The sequence below is a fragment of the Sutcliffiella sp. NC1 genome (assembly GCF_027594365.1).
Taxonomy (GTDB): Bacteria; Bacillota; Bacilli; order Bacillales; family Bacillaceae_I; genus Sutcliffiella; species Sutcliffiella cohnii.
In genome coordinates, this window is sequence record NZ_CP115153.1 from 148,206 (window position 1) to 166,515 (window position 18,310).

Below are 18,310 nucleotides of genomic sequence, written 5' to 3' on the forward strand. Positions count from 1 at the left end.
AAATACACGCGGTTATAATAAATAACGTTGTGTTGAAATAAATATTGTTTGTACCGTAGACAGTAGGTGCCCTTAAAGGCTTAATTTCCTACCGAGGTGTAATTTGAACGTAAAACTTTCTCGTTTTAACGATTAAATTCATACCTCCATGTCTGATGGAGGTATTTTTTATGTACACCAAACGGTATAAGGATATATCACTTTATTAGGAGGTGTAATAATGAGCAAAGCAGTTGAAATGAAGAAACAAGTAGTTGATGAAATCGCTGCAAAACTACGCGAGTCAGTTTCGACAGTTGTAGTAGATTACCGTGGACTAAATGTTGCGGAAGTAACAGAATTACGTAAGCAATTACGGGATGCGGGCATCGACTTCAAAGTTTACAAAAACACATTAACTCGTCGTGCAGCAGAAGCTGCTGAGTTAGCAGGTCTTAACGATGCATTAACAGGACCAAACGCTATCGCTTTCTCTAAAGAAGATGTAGTTGCTCCTGCGAAAATCTTAAATGATTTCGCTAAAAAGCATGAAGCGTTAGAAATTAAAGCGGGTGTAATCGAAGGTAATGTTGCTACTTTAGAAGAGGTAAAAGCTCTTGCGGAACTTCCGTCTCGCGAAGGTTTACTTTCTATGTTGCTTAGCGTCCTTCAAGCTCCTATTCGTAACCTTGCTCTTGCAACAAAAGCAGTTGCAGATCAAAAAGAAGAACAAGGCGCATAATTGTCTTAAAGCAAGTTAACTAGATTTTTTTATAAATGAATCACTTAAAAACAAGGAGGAAATAACAATGACTAAAGAACAAATCATTGAAGCGGTTAAAAATATGACTGTTTTAGAATTAAATGACTTAGTAAAAGCAATCGAAGAAGAGTTTGGTGTAACTGCTGCAGCTCCTGTAGCTGTTGCTGCTGCTGGTGCTGGTGAAGCTGCTGCAGAGCAAACTGAATTTGACGTAGTACTTGAATCTGCTGGTGGACAAAAAATCAAAGTTATCAAAGTAGTACGTGAAATCACTGGTTTAGGATTAAAAGAAGCTAAAGAATTAGTAGACAACACTCCTAAAGCTCTTAAAGAAGGCGTATCTAAAGAAGAAGCTGAAGAAATGAAAGCTAAACTTGAAGAAGTTGGAGCTTCTGTAGAAGTTAAGTAATAACAAAAAGCTCGCTATTAATTTAGCGGGCTTTTTTTATGTATATAAATGTGTAAGATTAATGGGAATAAGACATAATAATAAAGTTGCTAATTTTTATGTTGTCTTATTGCATTTACATTGAGAAAAAGGAGGGTAAATACAATTGAGTAATCACTATTATTCAGAAAATCCAACGGTCGAAAGTGACAGAAAAACTTGGGAGTACAAGTTGAGAGATTTTACTTTAAGTTTTACAACTGACGCTGGTGTGTTTTCAAAGAATGAAATTGATTTCGGTTCAAAGGTGTTGATCGAAGCGTTTGAAATGCCGTTGGTAGAGGGAGATGTATTAGATGTAGGTTGTGGCTATGGACCTATTGGCATAACTTTGGCGAAACAGTTTCAGGATAGACTCATTAAAATGGTAGATGTAAATGAGAGAGCGTTACAATTAGCGAAACAAAACGCGGTTCAAAACGAAGTTGATAATATAGAAATAAAGAAAAGCGATGCTTTAAAAGGTTTAGAAAAGAGCGACACTTTTGCAGCTATTTTAACAAATCCACCTATTCGGGCTGGGAAAAAAGTTGTGCATGAAATTTTAGAAACTTCTTATGAACACTTAGTGAACGGAGGGGAATTGTGGGTAGTTATTCAAAAGAAGCAAGGAGCTCCCTCGGCTATAGATAAATTAAATGAAGTTTTTGAAGAAGTCGAAGTGGTTTTGAAGAAAAAAGGTTATTATATCATAAAATCAAAAAAAGGTTGACGACTTTTTTTACTTGTGGTAGCATTGTTTAATGCCAATATGTATTTTCATGTGTTGTAAAACTTTGCGCACTTTTTGTGTATAAATTTAGTACATATGGAAAAGATAGTAAAATCAATAGAGCGTTAAGTAAAAATGTGGTTTTCTATTAGAAGCCATTTTTCTTTTTTAGCATTTATTAGTTTTATTGCTAAAAATAATAGTAGTATTCCATCAATTACGCTAGATACGAGGGGTGAATCAGTTGACAGGTCAACTAGTTCAATACGGACGACACCGCCAACGCAGAAGTTATGCTCGCATTAGTGAAGTGTTAGAATTACCAAATTTAATTGAGATTCAAACTTCATCTTACCAATGGTTCTTAGATGAAGGCTTAAGAGAAATGTTTCACGATATTTCTCCTATTGAAGATTTCACTGGAAATCTATCATTAGAATTTATTGATTATAGCCTTGGAGAGCCGAAATATCCAGTAGATGAATCGAAGGAAAGAGATGTTACATACTCAGCACCTTTACGTGTAAAAGTGCGCCTCATTAATAAAGAAACAGGGGAAGTTAAAGACCAAGATGTATTTATGGGCGATTTCCCGTTAATGACGGATACTGGTACGTTTGTAATTAATGGTGCAGAACGTGTTATCGTTTCGCAATTAGTACGTTCACCAAGTGTTTATTACAATGGGAAAATGGACAAAAACGGGAAAAAGGGCTTTACAGCTACTGTTATCCCAAACCGTGGTGCTTGGTTAGAATATGAGACAGATGCGAAAGATGTTGTGTACGTTCGTATCGATCGTACTCGTAAACTACCGGTAACGGTTCTTTTGCGTGCGCTAGGATTCGGTTCGGATCAAGAGATTATCGATTTATTAGGTGATAATGAGTATTTACGCAACACGCTTGATAAAGATAATACAGAAAGTACGGAAAAAGCGCTACTAGAAATCTATGAGCGTTTACGTCCAGGTGAACCACCAACAGTTGAGAACGCAAAAAGTTTGTTAGAATCAAGATTCTTCGATCCAAAACGATATGACTTAGCAAGTGTTGGTCGTTACAAAATCAACAAAAAGCTTCATATAAAAAACAGATTATTTAATCAAACGTTAGCTGAAACATTAGTTGACCCTGAAACTGGTGAAATTATCGCAGAAAAAGGGACTATGTTAGATCGCAGAACGTTAGATCGTATCCTACCTTACTTAGAAAACGGTATTGGATTAGTTTCGTTCCATCCATCTGGCGGTGTTGTTGAAGAGGAAGTTGCTCTTCAATCAATTAAGATTTATGCACCAAGTGATGCTGATGGAGAAAAGGAAATTAATGTAATCGGAAATGGGTTTATCGAGGAAAACGTTAAACATATTTCTGCATCAGATATTATTGCTTCTATTAGTTATTTCTTTAATTTACTACATCAAGTTGGAGATACAGATGATATTGACCATTTAGGTAACCGTCGTTTACGTTCTGTTGGTGAACTTTTACAGAACCAGTTTAGAATTGGGTTATCCAGAATGGAGCGTGTAGTACGTGAAAGAATGTCTATTCAAGACACAAACACGATTACTCCGCAGCAGTTAATTAATATTCGTCCTGTTATCGCATCTATTAAAGAGTTTTTCGGAAGCTCTCAGCTTTCACAATTCATGGACCAAACAAACCCACTTGCAGAATTAACACATAAGAGAAGATTGTCTGCTTTAGGACCAGGTGGTTTAACTCGTGAACGTGCTGGATTTGAGGTTCGTGATGTTCACTATTCTCACTACGGTCGTATGTGTCCGATCGAAACTCCAGAGGGTCCAAACATCGGGTTAATAAACTCGTTATCTTCTTTTGCAAAGGTAAACAAGTTTGGATTTATTGAAACTCCTTACCGTAAGGTTGATCCGGAGACTGGTAAAGTAACTTCGCAAATCGACTACTTAACAGCAGATGAGGAAGATAATTACGTTGTAGCCCAAGCAAACGTACTGCTAGGTGACGATGGATCTTTCTTAGATGAAAATGTAGTAGCTCGTTTCCGTGGTGAAAACACAGTAGTAAAACGCGAACGAATTGACTACATGGACGTTTCTCCTAAGCAGGTAGTTTCTGCTGCAACGGCTTGTATCCCGTTCTTAGAGAATGACGACTCAAACCGTGCATTAATGGGAGCGAACATGCAACGTCAAGCAGTTCCTTTACTAAATCCAGAGTCACCAATTGTTGGTACTGGTATGGAGCATGTATCTGCAAGAGATTCAGGTGCTGCAGTAATCTGTAAATATCCTGGAATTGTAGAGCGTGTTGAGGCTCGTGAAGTTCATGTTCGTCGTATCGAAGAGGTAGACGGACAAAAAGTAAAAGGTAATTTAGATAAATATCGCTTACAAAAGTTCATCCGTTCGAACCAAGGTACTTGCTATAACCAACGCCCAATCGTAGCAGTAGGCAATGAAGTGGTAAAAGGAGAAATCCTCGCTGACGGCCCATCTATGCAATTAGGGGAACTTGCTCTTGGTAGAAACGTAATGGTTGCATTCATGACATGGGATGGTTACAACTATGAGGATGCTATCATTATGAGTGAACGCCTTGTAAAAGATGATGTATATACTTCTGTTCATATTGAAGAGTATGAGTCTGAGTCCCGTGATACGAAGCTTGGACCAGAAGAAATTACAAGAGATATTCCTAACGTAGGGGAAGATGCATTAAAGAATTTAGATGAGCGCGGAATTATTCGCATCGGTGCAGAGGTAAAGGATGGCGATCTATTAGTAGGTAAAGTAACTCCTAAAGGTGTAACGGAACTTACTGCAGAAGAAAGACTTTTACATGCAATCTTTGGTGAAAAAGCTCGTGAAGTTCGTGATACATCTCTACGTGTACCACATGGTGGTGGAGGAATCGTTCTAGATGTAAAAGTGTTTAATCGTGAAGATGGAGATGAACTACCTCCAGGAGTTAATCAACTAGTTCGTGTCTACATCGTTCAGAAGCGTAAGATTTCCGAAGGTGACAAAATGGCTGGACGACATGGTAACAAAGGGGTTATTTCCCGCATCTTACCAGAAGAAGATATGCCATATTTACCGGACGGAACACCTGTTGACATCATGTTAAACCCATTAGGAGTTCCATCTCGTATGAATATCGGTCAGGTGCTAGAGCTTCACTTAGGAATGGCAGCTCGTAGACTTGGAATTCATGTAGCATCTCCTGTATTTGATGGTGCAACGGAGGACGATGTTTGGAGTACGTTAGAAGAAGCAGGAATGGCGCGTGATGCGAAGACTGTTCTTTACGATGGAAGAACTGGTGAAGCGTTCGATAATCGTGTTTCTGTAGGAATTATGTATATGATTAAGTTAGCCCACATGGTTGACGATAAATTACATGCTCGTTCCACTGGCCCGTACTCATTAGTTACGCAACAGCCGCTTGGTGGTAAAGCACAATTTGGTGGTCAGCGTTTTGGTGAGATGGAGGTTTGGGCACTTGAAGCTTACGGTGCAGCTTATACACTTCAAGAAATCTTGACAGTTAAGTCGGATGATGTTGTAGGACGTGTTAAGACTTACGAAGCGATCGTTAAAGGTGAGAATGTACCTGAACCAGGAGTACCAGAATCATTCAAAGTATTAATCAAAGAACTTCAAAGTTTAGGAATGGATGTTAAAATCCTATCTGGAGACGATGAAGAGATTGAAATGCGTGACTTAGAAGATGATGAAGATCCTTCTTCTGAAAGCTTAAACGTAAACGCAAATGAAGAAGAAGTAAAAGAAACAGTAGTGAAAGAATAGTGCTGACAGGCATTTGGGTAAAACCTGTATATTATAAGGGAGGTAGGCCCCTTGCTAGATGTTAATAACTTTGAATATATGAAGATAGGTTTAGCTTCTCCGGATAAGATCAGATCATGGTCTTTCGGAGAAGTAAAAAAACCGGAAACAATCAACTATCGTACACTTAAGCCTGAAAAAGACGGCTTATTTTGCGAAAGAATATTCGGTCCAACAAAGGACTGGGAGTGTCACTGTGGTAAGTATAAGCGTGTCCGTTATAAAGGAGTAGTTTGTGATCGTTGTGGAGTTGAAGTAACGAGACAAAAAGTACGCCGTGAGCGTATGGGGCATATTGAGCTTGCAGCACCTGTATCACACATTTGGTATTTCAAAGGAATCCCAAGTAGAATGGGTCTTGTTCTAGATATGTCACCGCGTGCGCTGGAAGAAGTAATTTATTTTGCTTCTTACGTTGTAACGGAAACGGGAGATACACCACTCGAGAAAAAGCAATTGCTTTCAGAAAAGGAATATCGTGCGTATCGTGAAAAATACGGGCAAACTTTCCAAGCTTCTATGGGAGCAGAAGCAATTCGAAAACTTTTATCTGATATCGATTTAGAAAAAGAAGTAGATACATTAAAAGAAGAATTAAAAACAGCACAAGGACAAAGACGTACAAGAGCAATCAAGCGCCTTGAAGTTTTAGAGTCATTTAGAGGGTCTGGTAATGAACCTTCATGGATGATTTTAGATGTTCTGCCGGTAATTCCACCAGAACTTCGTCCGATGGTACAGTTAGACGGTGGTCGTTTTGCAACTTCTGATTTAAACGATCTATATCGCCGTGTTATTAACAGAAACAATCGTTTAAAACGTTTGTTAGATCTTGGTGCGCCAAGCATTATCGTTCAAAACGAAAAGCGTATGCTTCAAGAGGCGGTTGACGCACTAATTGATAACGGTAGACGTGGGCGTCCTGTTACTGGACCGGGTAACCGTCCATTGAAATCCCTATCACATATGTTAAAAGGGAAACAAGGTCGTTTCCGTCAAAACTTATTAGGTAAACGTGTTGACTACTCTGGACGTTCTGTTATCGTCGTTGGTCCGAACTTAAAAATGTATCAATGTGGTCTTCCAAAAGAGATGGCACTTGAACTATTTAAGCCTTTCGTTATGAAAGAGCTAGTTGAAAGAGGACTTGCGCATAACATTAAGAGTGCAAAACGAAAAATCGAAAGAGTTCAACCTGAAGTTTGGGATGTATTAGAGAGTGTTATTAAAGAACACCCGGTTCTACTAAACCGTGCTCCAACGTTACATAGACTTGGAATTCAGGCATTCGAACCTACATTAGTAGAAGGTCGTGCGATTCGTTTGCATCCGTTAGTATGTACAGCTTACAACGCTGACTTCGACGGTGACCAAATGGCTGTTCACGTACCTCTATCTGCAGAAGCGCAAGCAGAAGCACGTATCCTAATGTTAGCTGCTCAAAACATCCTTAACCCTAAAGATGGAAAACCTGTTGTTACTCCTTCTCAAGATATGGTTTTAGGTAACTATTACTTAACTCTTGAAAGAGAAGGTGCAGTAGGGGAAGGTATGGTGTTTAAAGATGTAAATGAAGCACTAATTGCATACCAAAACGGATATGTACATTTACATTCACGTGTCGCAGTTCACGCAGGATCTTTAACGAACGAAACGTTTACTGAAGAACAAAGAAGAAAACTTATCGTTACAACTGTTGGAAAAATGATCTTTAATGAAATTTTACCAACGTCGTTCCCATACATTAATGAGCCTACTCAATATAACTTGGAAAAAGAAACACCATCTAAGTACTTCATTGAGCCGGGAGTAAATGTGAGAGAATTTATTGTGGCACAACCGCTAATCGATCCATTTAAAAAGAAAATTTTAGGTAATATCATTGCAGAGGTATTTAAGCGTTTCAAAATTACTGAAACATCAAAAATGCTTGATAGAATGAAAAACCTAGGATTTAGATACTCGACAAAAGCTGGTATTACAGTTGGTGTGGCTGATATCGTAGTATTGAAAGAAAAAGAAGAAATTTTAACAGAAGCACAAACAAAAGTAGACACTGTTCTTAAGCAGTTCCGCCGTGGTTTAATTACGGAAGAAGAGCGTTATGATCGTGTAATTGCCATCTGGAGTGCTGCAAAGGATAATATTCAAGGTAAGCTAATGGCTTCCCTACCAAGTCTAAACCATATCTTTATGATGAGTGACTCTGGTGCCCGTGGTAACGCATCTAACTTTACACAGTTAGCTGGTATGCGTGGACTTATGGCAAACCCATCTGGTCGTATTATTGAGTTACCGATTAAATCTAGTTTCCGTGAAGGTTTAACCGTATTAGAGTACTTTATCTCTACCCACGGGGCTCGTAAAGGTCTAGCAGATACAGCGTTAAAAACAGCCGACTCTGGTTACTTAACTCGTCGTCTTGTTGATGTGGCGCAAGATGTAATCGTTCGTGAAGAAGACTGTGGTACAGACCGTGGTTTAGAAGTATCTTCTCTAAAGGATGGTACAGAGGTAGTAGAAAAACTAGAAGAACGACTAATTGGTCGTTATGCTAGAAAAAATGTTAAACACCCAGAGACAGGTGAAATACTTGTTGAAGAAAACGGCTTAATAACTGAAGATATCGCTAAAATTATTGTAGATGCAGGTATTGAAACTACTTGGATTCGTTCCGTATTCACTTGTAACACAAGACACGGTGTTTGTAAGAAATGTTATGGACGTAATTTAGCGACTGGTTTAGAAGTAGAAGTTGGGGAAGCTGTCGGAATTATAGCGGCTCAATCCATCGGAGAACCAGGAACTCAGCTTACAATGCGTACGTTCCATACAGGTGGGGTAGCAGGAGACGATATCACACAAGGTTTACCGCGTATTCAAGAGTTATTTGAAGCTCGTAACCCGAAAGGTCAAGCAGTTATTTCTGAAATTTCAGGAGTTGTAACAGCGATAAATGAAGGTCGCGATCGTCAACAAGAGATTGTTGTCCAAGGTGAAGTAGAAACTAGAACGTATACTGCACCGTATACAGCAAGATTAAAGGTTGCTGTTAACAGTGAAGTAGAGCGCGGACAGGTGCTTACAGAAGGTTCTATCGATCCGAAAGAGCTACTAAGAGTAAAAGATATGAACGCAGTTCAAGAATATTTACTTTTAGAAGTACAAAAAGTTTATCGTATGCAAGGGGTAGAAATAGGAGATAAACACGTAGAGGTAATGGTTCGCCAAATGCTTCGTAAAGTACGTGTTATCGACGCGGGAGATACAGATGTATTACCTGGAACTCTGCTCGACATTCACCAATTTACAGATGCAAATGAAAAAGTATTACTAGAAGGTCGTATACCAGCAATTGGTCGCCCTGTATTACTAGGTATTACAAAAGCATCTCTTGAAACTGATTCATTCTTATCTGCTGCATCATTCCAAGAAACAACTCGTGTCCTAACAGATGCTGCAATTAAAGGTAAGCGCGATGAATTATTAGGATTAAAGGAAAATGTAATTATTGGTAAATTAGTACCTGCAGGAACAGGAATGAATCGTTACCGTAAATTTGAATTATCAAAGCAAACGGACGAAGAAGCAGTTCCGGCTGAATAAATAAAGTGATTGTCGGGCGGATCTCGCCCGGCAATCTATTTTAAAGAATAACTAATAGAAAGTGAGAGTATATAATATGCACTCAACTTCTTATTATGATTTTTCTTTTAAATAAAGTTGACTTTTAAAAACAAAGGTGATAATATAGCAAAGGTGCTTATATAACCTGTTGCTTTGGAGGATATATTATATGTCTTATGAAAAAGTAATGCAGGCTACGAACTTCATTGTTGGTACAAAACAATCAGTGAAGGCGCTGAAAGCAGGAACAGCTAGAGAAGTAGTTATTGCAGATGATGCTGATGTGAAAGTTACACAAAAAGTCATCCAAACTGCAATAGAGCATAACGTGCCTATCACAAAAGTAGATTCTATGAAAAAGCTTGGCAAAGCTTGTGGAATTGAAGTGGGAGCTTCTGCTGTTGCAATCATTAAATAAAAACTGTTTTTGTGCTTTTAAACACAAAGACTTTGTTTTTTAATTTAAAATGAACCACCTGGATGTGTGGTCTTAAAAATTTAGGGAGGAGGAAACAAATAATGCCTACTATTAACCAATTAGTACGTAAAGGACGCGAAAGCAAAACGACTGCTTCTAAGTCACCTGCTTTAAACAAAGGTTATAACAGCTTTAAAAAAGCTCAAACTAACCTAACGTCTCCGCAAAAGCGTGGAGTTTGTACTCGTGTTGGTACTATGACACCGAAAAAACCAAACTCAGCATTACGTAAATATGCTCGTGTACGTTTAACTAACGGTATCGAGGTAACTGCTTATATCCCAGGTATCGGGCACAACCTACAAGAGCACAGTGTTGTGTTAATCCGTGGAGGTCGTGTAAAAGACTTACCGGGGGTACGTTACCATATCGTACGTGGTGCACTTGACACTGCTGGAGTTAACAACCGTATGCAAGGTCGTTCTAAGTACGGAGCAAAAAGACCTAAAGCTGCTAAGAAATAATATTAAAACATACAAGAATATCGCTTGAAAGGAGGAAATACTATGCCACGTAAAGGCCCAGTTGCGAAAAGAGACGTGTTACCAGATCCACTTTATAATTCAAAGTTAGTTACTCGTTTAATTAACAAAATGATGATCGATGGAAAAAGAGGTAAGTCTCAAGCAATCATCTATAATGCATTCAAACTAGTAAGCGAGCGTTCTGGTAAAGATGCAATGGAAGTGTTCGAACAAGCACTTAAAAACATCATGCCAGTTCTTGAAGTAAGAGCTCGTCGTGTTGGTGGTGCAAACTACCAAGTACCAGTTGAGGTGCGTCCTGAGCGCCGTATCACATTAGGTCTTCGTTATTTAACTAACTACTCTCGTCTTCGTGGAGAAAAAACGATGGAAGAGCGTTTAGCTAACGAAATCCTAGATGCTGCAAACAACACAGGTGCTTCCGTTAAGAAACGTGAAGACATGCATAAAATGGCAGAAGCAAACAAAGCGTTTGCTCACTACCGCTGGTAAGATCACATACAAACTTAAAGCTGTTACGTGCAATCCGCCTAACAGCTTTAGGTATAAAATAATAAAATCTATACTTACTATAGGAAGGAGAAATACCCAATGGCAAGAGAGTTCTCCTTAGAAAAAACACGTAATATCGGTATCATGGCTCACATCGATGCTGGTAAAACAACTACAACTGAGCGTGTTTTATTCTACACTGGACGTATCCATAAAATTGGTGAAACTCATGAAGGTGCTTCTCAAATGGACTGGATGGAGCAGGAGCAAGAACGTGGAATCACGATTACATCTGCTGCTACAACAGCTCAATGGAAAGGCCACCGCGTAAACATCATTGACACTCCTGGACACGTAGACTTCACAGTTGAAGTTGAGCGTTCACTACGTGTACTTGATGGTGCGGTTGCAGTTCTAGATGCGCAATCTGGAGTTGAGCCACAAACAGAAACTGTTTGGCGTCAAGCAACAACTTACGGAGTACCACGTATCGTATTTGTAAACAAAATGGACAAAATTGGTGCGGATTTCTTATACTCTGTAGGTACAATACATGATCGTTTACAAGCGAACGCTCACCCAATCCAATTACCAATTGGTGCAGAAGATCAGTTCAACGGTATTATTGATCTAGTAGAAAATGTTGCGTATTACTATGAGGATGATCAAGGGACTCGTACTGAGGCTCGTGAAATCCCTGAAGAATACAAAGAGCAAGCAGAAGAATACCGCAATAGTTTAATCGAAGCGGTTGCTGAGCTTGATGAAGAATTAATGATGAAATACCTAGAAGGTGAAGAACTAACAATAGATGAAATCAAAGCTGCTATCCGTAAAGGTACAGTAAATGTTGAATTCTATCCAGTAATTTGTGGTTCTGCCTTCAAAAATAAAGGTGTACAATTAATGTTGGATGCAGTTATCGATTACTTACCAGCACCAACTGATGTACCTGCTATTAAAGGTATTATTCCTGATACAGAAGAAGAAGTAATTCGTGAGTCTAGTGACGACGCTCCATTCGCTGCACTAGCATTCAAAGTTATGACTGACCCATATGTAGGGAAATTAACATTCTTCCGTGTGTACTCCGGTACATTAAACTCTGGATCTTATGTTATCAACTCTACAAAAGGTAAACGTGAACGTGTAGGTCGTATCCTACAAATGCACGCAAACACTCGTGAAGAAATCTCCATTGTATATTCTGGAGATATCGCGGCTGCAGTTGGTTTAAAAGATACAACAACTGGTGACACTCTATGTGATGACAAAAACCTAGTAATTCTAGAGTCTATGGAATTCCCAGAGCCGGTAATTCAGTTGTCTGTTGAACCTAAATCTAAAGCAGACCAAGACAAAATGACTACAGCGTTGCAAAAATTACAAGAAGAAGATCCAACATTCCGCGCACATACTGACCCTGAAACAGGTCAAACAATTATCGCTGGTATGGGTGAACTTCACTTAGACATTTTAGTAGACCGTATGAAACGTGAATTCAAGGTAGAAGCTAATGTGGGTGCTCCACAAGTTGCTTACCGCGAAACGTTCCGTGCATCTGCTAAAGTTGAAGGTAAATTCGCTCGTCAATCTGGTGGTCGTGGTCAATTCGGACATGTATGGATTGAATTCGAACCAAACGAAGAAGGTAAAGGTTTTGAATTCGAAAACAAAATCGTTGGTGGTGTAGTTCCACGTGAATACGTTCCTGCAGTTCAAGCTGGTCTTGAAGATGCTATGGCTAACGGTGTTCTTGCTGGTTACCCATTAATCGATGTGAAAGCTGCTCTAGTAGATGGATCTTACCATGATGTTGACTCTAGTGAGATGGCGTTTAAAATTGCTGCTTCTTTAGCTCTTAAAAACGCAGTTTCTAAATGTAACCCAGTAATCTTAGAGCCAGTTATGAAAGTTGAAGTAGTAACACCAGAAGAATATATGGGAGATATCATGGGTGGTATCACTGCTCGTCGTGGACGTGTAGAAGGTATGGAAGCTCGTGGTAACGCTCAAGTAGTTCGTGCAATGGTTCCACTTTCTGAAATGTTCGGTTATGCTACATCATTACGTTCTAATACACAAGGACGCGGTGTGTTCACAATGCATTTCGACCATTATGAAGAAGTACCTAAGTCGATCTCAGAAGAAATTATCAAAAAAAATAAAGGTGAATAATTGATTTTATAGTTATCATCCTTTATAAATAATTATGTAGGCTATAAAGTGAGATTCGCTTTCTAGCATCTCATATAAATAAAAACTTTTATTGTAAATTAAGGAGGAATTACGAATGGCTAAAGAAAAATTCGACCGTTCCAAGACGCATGCCAATATCGGTACAATTGGACACGTTGACCATGGTAAAACAACTTTAACAGCTGCTATCACAACTGTACTTGCAAAGCGCAGTGGTAAAGGTGCAGCAATGGGTTATGATATGATTGACGCAGCTCCTGAAGAAAAAGAGCGTGGAATCACTATCTCAACTTCTCACGTTGAGTACGAAACTGACACTCGTCACTATGCACACGTTGACTGCCCAGGACATGCTGACTACGTTAAAAACATGATCACTGGTGCTGCTCAAATGGACGGTGGTATCCTAGTAGTATCTGCTGCTGATGGTCCAATGCCACAAACTCGTGAGCACATTCTTTTATCTCGTCAAGTAGGTGTACCTTACCTTGTTGTATTCATGAACAAGTGTGATATGGTAGACGACGAAGAATTATTAGAACTAGTTGAAATGGAAGTACGTGACTTACTTTCTGAGTACGATTTCCCTGGAGACGACATTCCTGTAATTAAAGGTTCTGCTCTTAAAGCTCTTGAAGGAGAAGCTGAGTGGGAAGAAAAAATTATCGAACTAATGAACGCTGTTGATGAGTATATTCCAACTCCAACACGTGACACTGATAAGCCTTTCATGATGCCTGTTGAGGATGTATTCTCGATCACTGGTCGTGGAACAGTTGCAACTGGACGTGTTGAGCGTGGACAAGTTAAAGTTGGTGACGTTATCGACATCATCGGTTTAACTGAAGAGCCAAAATCAACAACTGTAACTGGAGTAGAGATGTTCCGTAAGCTTCTTGACTATGCTGAAGCTGGAGACAACATCGGTGCACTTCTTCGTGGAGTAGCTCGTGACGATATCCAACGTGGCCAAGTATTAGCTAAGCCTGGTACTATCACTCCACATACAAAATTTAAAGCTGAGGTTTACGTACTATCTAAAGAAGAGGGTGGACGTCATACTCCATTCTTCTCTAACTACCGCCCTCAGTTCTACTTCCGTACAACTGACGTAACTGGTATCTGTAACCTTCCTGAAGGTGTAGAAATGGTTATGCCTGGTGACAACATCGAAATGACTGTTGAACTAATCGCTCCAATCGCGATCGAAGAAGGAACTAAGTTCTCTATCCGTGAAGGTGGACGTACTGTAGGTGCTGGAGTAGTAGCAACTATTCAAGAGTAATTTTACAGATTAAAAGCTGGTATGTGTAAACATACCAGCTTTTTTATATGTTTTACTATTATTTAAACAGTTTATAATTAAATCAACTATATATACTACATTCCAGGTCCGAGTCCTATCAAGCTCCCTTTACTAACATTAGCAGTTTTCTAGGAGACAGATACTGCAAAGTAAGTATTCTTCCTCAATGCCGACGTTATATAACGACTAGTTTCTTCTATATTAATAGAGAGAAAAATATGTTTGGGTGGAATCATTAAACAATTAATTGGTAATAACTGATTAGTAGTAGAATGCATAACTTTTATTGCAATCTTAATAGTAACTAGTTATAATAGTTAAGTGCTCACAGATACACAAAAAAACATTTGCATTATATATTATAGTTATGTATAATAAATAATGTTGGTCTTTGACTTGCGATGAAACGGAAGGTTGCTGACACACCCGGCCGCTTTGCCATGGCGAGTGTCTCAGGTTAATTTCCGCGGAGAATGTCTATGAGTAAATAGGCGAAAGAAGGAGGGAAAATAATGGCAAAAGAAAAAATTCGCATTCGTTTAAAAGCTTATGATCACAGAATTCTTGATCAATCAGCTGAGAAAATCGTGGAAACTGCAAAACGTTCTGGTGCTGCTGTATCTGGACCGATTCCACTTCCAACTGAAAGATCTGTTTACACAATCTTGCGTGCTGTACACAAGTACAAAGATTCTCGTGAACAATTCGAGATGCGTACGCATAAGCGTTTAATCGATATCGTAAACCCAACACCACAAACGGTTGATTCTTTAATGCGTTTGGACTTACCGTCTGGTGTAGACATTGAAATTAAACTTTAATGAAATAAATAATACTTATAATGGAGGTGTGACTCATGACCAAAGGAATCTTAGGAAGAAAAATCGGTATGACTCAAGTTTTTGCTGAAAACGGCGATCTTATCCCTGTAACTGTAATCGAAGCTGCTCCAAACGTAGTGCTTCAAAAGAAAACAGTTGAGACTGATGGATACGAAGCTATCCAATTAGGTTTTGATGATAAGCGTGAAAAATTAGCGAACAAACCTGAAAAAGGTCATGCTACAAAAGCAAACACTGCACCTAAGCGCTTCATTCGTGAAATTAATGGAGTTACCTTAGAAGAATACGAAGTTGGTCAAGAAGTCAAAGTAGATGTATTCGCAAAAGGCGATGTGGTAGATGTAACAGGAATTTCTAAAGGTAAAGGTTTCCAAGGTGCTATTAAGCGTCACGGACAATCTCGTGGACCTATGTCCCACGGTTCTCGTTACCATCGTCGTCCAGGATCAATGGGTCCTGTAGCTCCTAACCGCGTTTTCAAAGGTAAACTATTACCAGGACGTATGGGTGGAGATCGTATTACTATTCAAAATTTAGAAATCGTTAGTGTGGACGCTGAGCGTAACTTACTTTTAGTAAAAGGTAATGTACCAGGTCCTAAAAAAGCATTAGTTACAGTTAAAACTGCTGTTAAAGCGAAGTAATTGTGTAGGAAAGGAGGAACTGTAAATGCCTAAAGTATCATTATTTAACCAAACTGGCTCTCAAGTTGGTGAAATCGAGTTAAATGATGCTGTATTCGGTATCGAACCAAATAACAGTGTTATCTTTGATGCTATCATGATGCAACGTGCTTCATTACGTCAAGGAACTCATAAAGTAAAAGGTCGTTCAGAAGTAGCAGGCGGTGGACGTAAGCCTTGGCGCCAAAAAGGTACTGGTCGTGCACGTCAAGGATCTATTAGATCTCCACAATGGCGTGGTGGTGGTATCGTATTCGGTCCAACTCCAAGAAGCTACAGCTATAAATTACCTAAAAAAGTACGTCGTTTAGCTATCAAATCAGCTTTATCATCTAAAGTTAAAGAAAACGAAGTATTAGTATTAGAAGGTTTAGCATTTGATGCACCAAAAACAAAAGATATGAAGGGTGTCTTATCAAACCTTGATATCACTCGTAAAGCATTAATCGTTACTGGTGATGACAACGAAAACGTTGTTCTATCTGCGCGTAATATTCCAGGAGTTACAGTGATTGCTGCGAATGGTGTAAACGTGCTTGATGTTGTGAACCATGACAAAGTAATCTTTACGAAAGACGCTGTTCAAAAATTAGAGGAGGTGCTTTCATAATGAGAGATCATCGTGATGTTCTTAAGCGCCCCGTTATCACTGAGCGTTCTACTGACTTAATGACAGAGATGAAATACACTTTTGAAGTAGATGTTAAAGCTAATAAAACTGAAGTAAAAGACGCTGTTGAAGCTGTCTTTGGCGTAAAAGTTGAAAAAGTTAACATCATGAACTACAAAGGGAAATTCCGTCGTGTAGGTCGTTACAGCGGATTAACTAACCGTCGTAGAAAAGCAGTTGTAACACTTACTAAAGATAGTGAACCAATCGAGTTCTTCGAGGTATAATTCATAAATTTACGAAAAAGGAGGGAAACATGATGGCGATTAAAAAATACAAACCAACCTCTAACGGTCGTCGTGGAATGACAGTTTCTGATTTTGCTGAGATTACAACTGACAAACCAGAAAAGTCTCTACTTCAACCAATTAAGAGAAAAGGTGGTCGTAATAATCAAGGTAAAATGACAGTTCGTCACCAAGGTGGTGGACATAAACGTCAATACCGCGTCATCGATTTCAAACGCGATAAAGATGGTATACCAGGACGCGTTGCTACAATCGAGTATGATCCAAACCGTTCTGCAAACATCGCGTTAATTCATTATGCTGATGGAGAAAAACGTTACATTCTAGCTCCGAAAAATTTAAAAGTAGGTTTAGAAGTAATGGCTGGTCCAGAGGCAGATATTAAAGTAGGTAATGCATTACCATTAATCAACATTCCAGTTGGTACGGTGATTCATAATATCGAATTAAAACCAGGTAAAGGTGGACAATTAGTTCGCTCTGCAGGTACATCTGCACAAGTACTTGGTAAAGAAGGAAAATACGTATTAGTACGTTTAAATTCTGGTGAGGTTCGTATGATCTTAGCTACTTGTCGTGCTACTGTAGGTCAAGTAGGTAACGAGCAACATGAACTTATCAACATTGGTAAAGCTGGACGTTCTCGTTGGTTAGGTATTCGTCCAACTGTACGTGGTTCTGTAATGAACCCTAACGACCATCCACACGGTGGTGGTGAGGGACGTTCTCCAATCGGACGTAAGTCACCTATGACACCTTGGGGTAAACCAACTCTTGGTTACAAAACTCGTAAGAAGAAAAACAAGTCTGATAAATTTATCGTTCGTCGTCGTAAAAAATAACGGGGTTGTACTACGGTTCATAGGAACCGTAGAGCAATCACGAAGGGAGGTTTCCAAATGGGTCGCAGCTTAAAAAAAGGGCCTTTTGTAGATGATCATTTAATGAAAAAAGTAGAAAAGTTAAATGAAACTGAATCCAAGCAGGTTGTAAAAACTTGGTCTCGTCGTTCTACTATTTTCCCGCAATTTATTGGTCATACGATTGCAGTATATGATGGCCGTAAACATGTACCGGTATATGTAACTGAAGATATGGTAGGTCACAAACTTGGTGAATTCGCTCCAAGTCGTACTTACAAAGGTCATGCAAATGATGATAAGAAAACTAAACGTTAATTAGAGGGGAGGCATTTACATGCAAGCAAAAGCTGTTGCAAGAACAGTTCGTATTGCTCCTCGTAAAGCACGCCTAGTAATGGATTTAATTCGAGGTAAGCAAGTTGGTGAAGCTATTTCTATCTTAACTTTAACACCGAAAGCAGCTTCTCCAATTATCGAAAAGGTTCTAAAATCTGCTATCGCAAACGCAGAACATAACTATGAAATGGACGCTAACAACCTAGTTGTTTCTCAAGCATTCGTTGACGAAGGTCCAACATTAAAGAGATTCCGTCCACGCGCTATGGGTCGCGCAAGCCAAATTAATAAACGCACTAGCCACATCACTATCGTGGTATCAGAAAAGAAGGAGGGATAAG

At 39.1% G+C, this 18,310-nt stretch carries 17 protein-coding genes and 1 other annotated feature; all 17 genes read left to right on the top strand.

Annotated elements, in window-relative coordinates; translation table 11 throughout:
* The first annotated feature begins 35 nt into the window (after positions 1-35).
* Positions 36-180, top strand: a sequence feature (ribosomal protein L10 leader region).
* 40 nt (positions 181-220) lie between these two features.
* The 17 genes from rplJ to rplV all read left to right on the top strand — a co-directional run bounded on the left by rplJ (position 221) and on the right by rplV (position 18,309).
* Complete coding sequence (gene rplJ / locus O1A01_RS00745; protein WP_066414001.1) at positions 221-721, top strand: 50S ribosomal protein L10; 501 nt, start codon at positions 221-223, stop codon at positions 719-721.
* 67 nt (positions 722-788) lie between these two features.
* The gene (gene rplL, locus O1A01_RS00750; protein ID WP_066414005.1) at positions 789-1,151 is read left to right on the top strand and encodes a 50S ribosomal protein L7/L12; all 363 of its coding nucleotides are present in this window, start codon (positions 789-791) and stop codon (positions 1,149-1,151) included.
* A gap of 145 nt (positions 1,152-1,296) precedes the next feature.
* Entirely contained in the window at positions 1,297-1,902 is a 606-nt protein-coding gene (locus O1A01_RS00755; RefSeq protein ID WP_066414007.1) for a class I SAM-dependent methyltransferase, read from the top strand.
* A 244-nt stretch (positions 1,903-2,146) separates the two neighbouring features.
* Positions 2,147-5,701 carry a DNA-directed RNA polymerase subunit beta gene (gene rpoB / locus O1A01_RS00760; protein WP_066414009.1) on the top strand — a complete coding sequence of 1,185 codons (3,555 nt, stop codon included), beginning with the start codon at positions 2,147-2,149 and terminating at the stop codon, positions 5,699-5,701.
* A gap of 51 nt (positions 5,702-5,752) precedes the next feature.
* Positions 5,753-9,346, top strand: coding sequence for a DNA-directed RNA polymerase subunit beta' (gene rpoC / locus O1A01_RS00765; RefSeq protein WP_066414012.1), 3,594 nt, complete (start codon positions 5,753-5,755; stop codon positions 9,344-9,346).
* A 190-nt stretch (positions 9,347-9,536) separates the two neighbouring features.
* Entirely contained in the window at positions 9,537-9,785 is a 249-nt protein-coding gene (locus tag O1A01_RS00770; RefSeq protein ID WP_066414014.1) for a 50S ribosomal protein L7ae-like protein, read from the top strand.
* Between the two features lie 101 nt (positions 9,786-9,886).
* On the top strand, positions 9,887-10,309 hold the full coding sequence (rpsL, locus tag O1A01_RS00775; RefSeq protein WP_066414016.1) for a 30S ribosomal protein S12: 423 nt from the start codon (positions 9,887-9,889) through the stop codon (positions 10,307-10,309).
* Between the two features lie 42 nt (positions 10,310-10,351).
* Positions 10,352-10,822, top strand: coding sequence for a 30S ribosomal protein S7 (gene rpsG / locus O1A01_RS00780; protein WP_066414018.1), 471 nt, complete (start codon positions 10,352-10,354; stop codon positions 10,820-10,822).
* 99 nt (positions 10,823-10,921) lie between these two features.
* Entirely contained in the window at positions 10,922-13,000 is a 2,079-nt protein-coding gene (fusA, locus tag O1A01_RS00785; protein WP_066414021.1) for an elongation factor G, read from the top strand.
* A gap of 115 nt (positions 13,001-13,115) precedes the next feature.
* Positions 13,116-14,306, top strand: coding sequence for an elongation factor Tu (gene tuf, locus O1A01_RS00790; protein WP_066414023.1), 1,191 nt, complete (start codon positions 13,116-13,118; stop codon positions 14,304-14,306).
* A gap of 533 nt (positions 14,307-14,839) precedes the next feature.
* Positions 14,840-15,148: a 30S ribosomal protein S10 gene (rpsJ, locus tag O1A01_RS00795; RefSeq protein ID WP_066414024.1), complete on the top strand. Its 309-nt coding sequence runs from the start codon at positions 14,840-14,842 to the stop codon at positions 15,146-15,148.
* A gap of 35 nt (positions 15,149-15,183) precedes the next feature.
* A complete protein-coding gene (gene rplC, locus O1A01_RS00800) occupies positions 15,184-15,813 on the top strand; it encodes a 50S ribosomal protein L3 (protein ID WP_066414025.1) in 630 nt (209 codons plus the stop codon).
* Between the two features lie 25 nt (positions 15,814-15,838).
* Positions 15,839-16,462, top strand: coding sequence for a 50S ribosomal protein L4 (gene rplD, locus O1A01_RS00805; protein WP_066414033.1), 624 nt, complete (start codon positions 15,839-15,841; stop codon positions 16,460-16,462).
* Positions 16,462-16,749: a 50S ribosomal protein L23 gene (gene rplW / locus O1A01_RS00810; protein ID WP_066414036.1), complete on the top strand. Its 288-nt coding sequence runs from the start codon at positions 16,462-16,464 to the stop codon at positions 16,747-16,749. The genes rplD and rplW overlap by 1 nt, the downstream gene beginning before the upstream one ends.
* 32 nt (positions 16,750-16,781) lie before the next feature.
* On the top strand, positions 16,782-17,612 hold the full coding sequence (gene rplB / locus O1A01_RS00815) for a 50S ribosomal protein L2 (RefSeq protein WP_066414038.1): 831 nt from the start codon (positions 16,782-16,784) through the stop codon (positions 17,610-17,612).
* A gap of 57 nt (positions 17,613-17,669) precedes the next feature.
* A complete protein-coding gene (rpsS, locus tag O1A01_RS00820) occupies positions 17,670-17,948 on the top strand; it encodes a 30S ribosomal protein S19 (protein WP_066414040.1) in 279 nt (92 codons plus the stop codon).
* A 19-nt stretch (positions 17,949-17,967) separates the two neighbouring features.
* Entirely contained in the window at positions 17,968-18,309 is a 342-nt protein-coding gene (rplV, locus tag O1A01_RS00825; protein ID WP_066414042.1) for a 50S ribosomal protein L22, read from the top strand.
* The last annotated feature ends 1 nt before the right edge of the window (position 18,310 follow it).